Below are 3,818 nucleotides of genomic sequence, written 5' to 3'. Positions count from 1 at the left end.
ACTCCTGGGCGAGGAATATTTCCTAGCTCATTAACTAAATTTTTGGAGAAATCCTTGCATATCTCAAGAATTTTTACGAAATTTGCATACAAGTTGTGCATAGCGTGAAATATATAACTTTATAATTTGACACTACAAAGTTACTAAAAATCAACGAGATGCACAACTTTTTCTCCATAAAAATATACTAATTTTCAGGCGGTTTTTTAATTCCGCCAACAGGTTATATATCTAGAATGTGGTTATAGCATTGCTATGCAGGTGCTTGGCGGAAAGTGGAAAATTTGCATCATAGAAGCACTTCGAGATAAGCCACTACGCCCAAGTCTGATATTCAAGGAGGTGCCTGATGCAACAGAACGTGTAATAAATCAACAACTTAAAGAATTGTTGGAGTATAAGATTATAGATAGAAAAATTTATGCAGAACAACCACCTCGTACTGAGTATTTTCTGACTGATTTAGGTCGTTCCGCATTTCCTATTCTAGACGCATTGGACCAATGGGGCGAGGAAAATAGAAAGTTCTATGAGGAGTTGTTTAATGCTGAAGATGAAGACTAAATGGACTTTAAATAAAAAACAGTGCTTATATATCCAAAGAATATATAGGCACTATTTCTATCGATAATATAATTTAGCTGAGTTGTTTTGTGGCAGCTATTACAATTTCTCGGATACATACATTGTGAATCAAATAGAAGATTGGGCTAAAAAATATAATGTAACATTAAATGATGGTTGGAAAGTTGAGATTGCTCGTGCAATCCAAAATCGTTTTGAAAAAACGATGGAATCTATACCCACAGACTTAAAAGACAAGTGGATTAAATTATTTGAAACTATAACGACAGAATAGTTTTTTATACAGCATAATTGTCAATCCGAAACCTACCAAAAGTTTCGGATTGTTTATTTAATAGGCTTTTTGTTACTTTTTCTCCCTGTCCGTTTAGTTAGTCATGGAAAAAGTAACGGCGGAAAAATCCGCCGTCTGTTCATGCTATATCAGTTCCAAACATATCATTGAAGAAAGTTACCAGTTCCTTTCGGTGTAAGCTGTCCCAATATAGGGAAGCAGGATGATATGGTTCATGGCGTCCGATTTCATAGGCAATATCTAATTTTGTGAAACGTTTGCCTACAGGCATTTACCTTTGCCGTTACAGCAATGCTACAGAAATTAAAACAGTAAAAATCATTAAACAATAAACAAGGAGGACAAAATTATGAAAACAATAAATACACTAAAAAAAGTATCATTAGCAACGTTTTTAACTTTCGTCTTATCATTTTCGTCTGTTTTTGCCCAAAACGACACCATGTATATAATGAAATCAGTTGCAATAGCAGGTCAGTACAATGTAAACACAGAGGTTAACAGCGTAATATTCTATAAACCAACGCTTGAAGGGAACAATACAAATAATGGTGATATTGTGTTTAACCCAAATATTACATATGGTTCTATAACAGATATTGATGGTAATACCTATAAAACGGTAACTATAGGCACCCAAACATGGATGGCTGAAAACTTAAAAGTCACAAAATATAACGATGGTATAGCTATACCAAATGTAACTGATAACACAGCATGGAGGGAATTAACCACCGGGGCATTATGTGATTATGGTAATACCCCATCAAATTCTGAAACATACGGTAAGTTATACAATTGGCATGCGGTAAATACAGGAAAACTCTGCCCAACAGGGTGGCATGTACCAAGCGATGCAGAGTGGACAGAATTAACCGATTACCTTGGCGGAACAAGCGTTGCCGGTGATAAACTTAAAGAAACCGGAAGTACGCATTGGAGCAATCTAAGGACCGGTGCAACCAACGAAACCGGCTTTACAGCCCTTCCGGGTGGCTACCGTCTCAGCAGTGGGTCATTCCTCGACATTGGTAGCGACGGTAGCTGGTGGAGTGCTACTGAGTACAGTGCCAGTTACGCCTGGAACCGGAGCATGAACTACGGTAGCAGCGATGTAGACAGGGGCACCAACCATAAGGAGTTGGGGTTTTCTGTCCGTTGCGTAAGGGATTAGAATTTATTTGATTCATTTGACTATTTGATTTATTTGTTTATTTCCGCGAACCGACTGAAAGGAGCTCATGAGCAATAGCGAATAACCGGTCGAATTTTTTTGAAAATGGCACATTATAACGAACTACCGGTATATAAAGCAACTTATGATTTACTTTTGGCTATTTTCCAGTTTACAAAGGATTTTAGCAAAGAGTATAAATATACCGTAGGTGAGAGTTTGAAGAAAGAAACAATAGAACTGCTTACCTTGATTTATCGTGCCAATACAAGGTATCAAAAATCCGATGTGCTTCAAATGGCACGAGAGCAAATAGAGGTAATTCGTTTGCTTATACGTGTAATGAAAGACATGAAACAAATAAACCTTCAAAAATTCGTTAAAATAAATCAGGCAGTCGAAAATGTATCAAAACAATTAAGTGGATGGCAAAAGTCAGTTAAAAGTTTGTAAAGTTCATAAAGTTAAAAGTTTGTAAAGTTGAAAGTATGAAGTTCGATAGGTTTGAAGATATTATTGCATGGCAAAAAGCTAAAGAACTTACGATTCAGGTATATCAATTATTTGAAAACAGTAAGGATTTTGGCTTTAAAGACCAAATACAAAGAGCTTCGGTTTCTGTAATGAACAATATTGCCGAAGGTTTTGAACGAAAAAGCAATAATGAATTCAAACATTTTTTATTTATCGCCAAAGGCTCTTGTGGCGAAGTTCGCTCCATGCTGTATTTAGCAAAAGAATTGAACAAAATATCTAATGATGATTTCGAATCTCTTTTTGCACTTTCAGAAGAGATTTCTAAAATTCTTTCAGGTTTAATTAAAACTTTATGAACTTTCAACTTTACAAACTTTCAACTAAAGAAGTTTTCCGCCTGAGTTCGGTAAGCTATTGTTTGCCGGAGCGAGCAATTTTAAATCCGGTAGCCCGCTGGCAAATGAGTTGTAAAGTTGAAAGCATAAAGTTTGTAAAGCATAAAAAACTTTCAAACTTTATGAACTTTACAAACTTTCAACTCTTTGTTAGCTATAAAAGATTTCACGGGCTGAGAATGCCAGTGCGACAAATTAAGTGGTTACTTTTACAGCTCTTCCGGGTGGCAACCGTAACAATAATGGAAATTTCAACAATATTGGAAACAACGGTAACTGGTGGAGTTCTACAGAGAACAATACAAATAACGCCAACAACCGGAACCTGAATTACAATAACAACAATCTGAACAATAACAACAACAATAAGAAGATTGGCTTTTCAGTTCGTTGTGTAAGGGATTTGAAGGAAAACACAGCCACGGGGATTATTTCTCCGTGGTTTTTTAAAAAACAAAGGATGCAGCAACTCAATTTGTTTTCAGAAATAGACAGGGATAAAATTACGCTCGATTTGTTCCAAGCTTATTTTGATGCACGAAAAAACAAGCGGAATACCATTAATGCCCTTGCATTTGAAAAGCATCTGGAAGCGAATTTATTTGCTTTAGCCAATGAGATTATTGAACGCAAATACACCCCAAAATCAAGTATTTGTTTTATTGTAAACCTGTTGGCGGAATTAAAAAACCGCCTGAAAATTAGTATATTTTTATGGAGAAAAAGTTGTGCATCTCGTTGATTTTTAGTAACTTTGTAGTGTCAAATTATAAAGTTATATATTTCACGCTATGCACAACTTGTATGCAAATTTCGTAAAAATTCTTGAGATATGCAAGGATTTCTCCAAAAATTTAGTTAATGAGCTAGGAAATATTCCTCGCCCAGGAGT

At 35.7% G+C, this 3,818-nt stretch carries 8 protein-coding genes and 2 pseudogenes; 8 read left to right on the top strand and 2 right to left on the bottom strand.

Annotation, left to right across the window (positions count from 1 at the left end):
- A pseudogene (locus EXN75_RS18420) lies at positions 1-178 on the bottom strand (IS982 family transposase); the annotation flags it as partial.
- A 77-nt stretch (positions 179-255) separates the two neighbouring features.
- On the opposite strand from EXN75_RS18420, the gene EXN75_RS16985 reads away from it, so the two are divergent.
- Together EXN75_RS16985 and EXN75_RS16980 are read left to right on the top strand one after the other, a co-directional pair.
- Positions 256-564, top strand: a complete 309-nt coding sequence (locus EXN75_RS16985; RefSeq protein ID WP_134844720.1) for a winged helix-turn-helix transcriptional regulator — start codon at positions 256-258, stop codon at positions 562-564.
- A 124-nt stretch (positions 565-688) separates the two neighbouring features.
- Complete coding sequence (locus EXN75_RS16980; protein ID WP_167639577.1) at positions 689-859, top strand: hypothetical protein; 171 nt, start codon at positions 689-691, stop codon at positions 857-859.
- A gap of 139 nt (positions 860-998) precedes the next feature.
- Here the strand turns inward: EXN75_RS16980 and EXN75_RS17925 are convergent, their stop codons facing one another.
- Complete coding sequence (locus tag EXN75_RS17925) at positions 999-1,151, bottom strand: hypothetical protein (RefSeq protein WP_167639578.1); 153 nt, start codon at positions 1,149-1,151, stop codon at positions 999-1,001.
- On the opposite strand from EXN75_RS17925, the gene EXN75_RS18715 reads away from it, so the two are divergent.
- The 6 genes and pseudogenes from EXN75_RS18715 to EXN75_RS18415 all read left to right on the top strand — a co-directional run.
- Positions 1,129-1,212 (top strand): hypothetical protein, encoded by an 84-nt coding sequence (locus tag EXN75_RS18715; RefSeq protein ID WP_408005977.1) that lies wholly within the window; start codon positions 1,129-1,131, stop codon positions 1,210-1,212. The genes EXN75_RS17925 and EXN75_RS18715 overlap by 23 nt on opposite strands.
- Before the next feature lie 17 nt (positions 1,213-1,229).
- Positions 1,230-2,054, top strand: coding sequence for a fibrobacter succinogenes major paralogous domain-containing protein (locus tag EXN75_RS16970; RefSeq protein WP_134844718.1), 825 nt, complete (start codon positions 1,230-1,232; stop codon positions 2,052-2,054).
- A 105-nt stretch (positions 2,055-2,159) separates the two neighbouring features.
- A complete protein-coding gene (locus EXN75_RS16965) occupies positions 2,160-2,507 on the top strand; it encodes a four helix bundle protein (protein ID WP_134844717.1) in 348 nt (115 codons plus the stop codon).
- A 35-nt stretch (positions 2,508-2,542) separates the two neighbouring features.
- Entirely contained in the window at positions 2,543-2,887 is a 345-nt protein-coding gene (locus EXN75_RS16960) for a four helix bundle protein (protein ID WP_134844716.1), read from the top strand.
- 238 nt (positions 2,888-3,125) lie between these two features.
- Positions 3,126-3,668, top strand: a complete 543-nt coding sequence (locus tag EXN75_RS18075) for an FISUMP domain-containing protein (RefSeq protein WP_223176171.1) — start codon at positions 3,126-3,128, stop codon at positions 3,666-3,668.
- Positions 3,641-3,818: pseudogene (locus tag EXN75_RS18415) on the top strand (IS982 family transposase); the annotation flags it as partial. The gene EXN75_RS18075 and the pseudogene EXN75_RS18415, both read left to right, overlap by 28 nt.

The organism is Segatella hominis (assembly GCF_004535825.1).
GTDB classification, from domain to species: domain Bacteria; phylum Bacteroidota; class Bacteroidia; order Bacteroidales; family Bacteroidaceae; genus Prevotella; species Prevotella hominis.
Note: the sequence above shows the minus strand (reverse complement) of the source record. Positions and strands in the feature narration are given on the sequence as shown.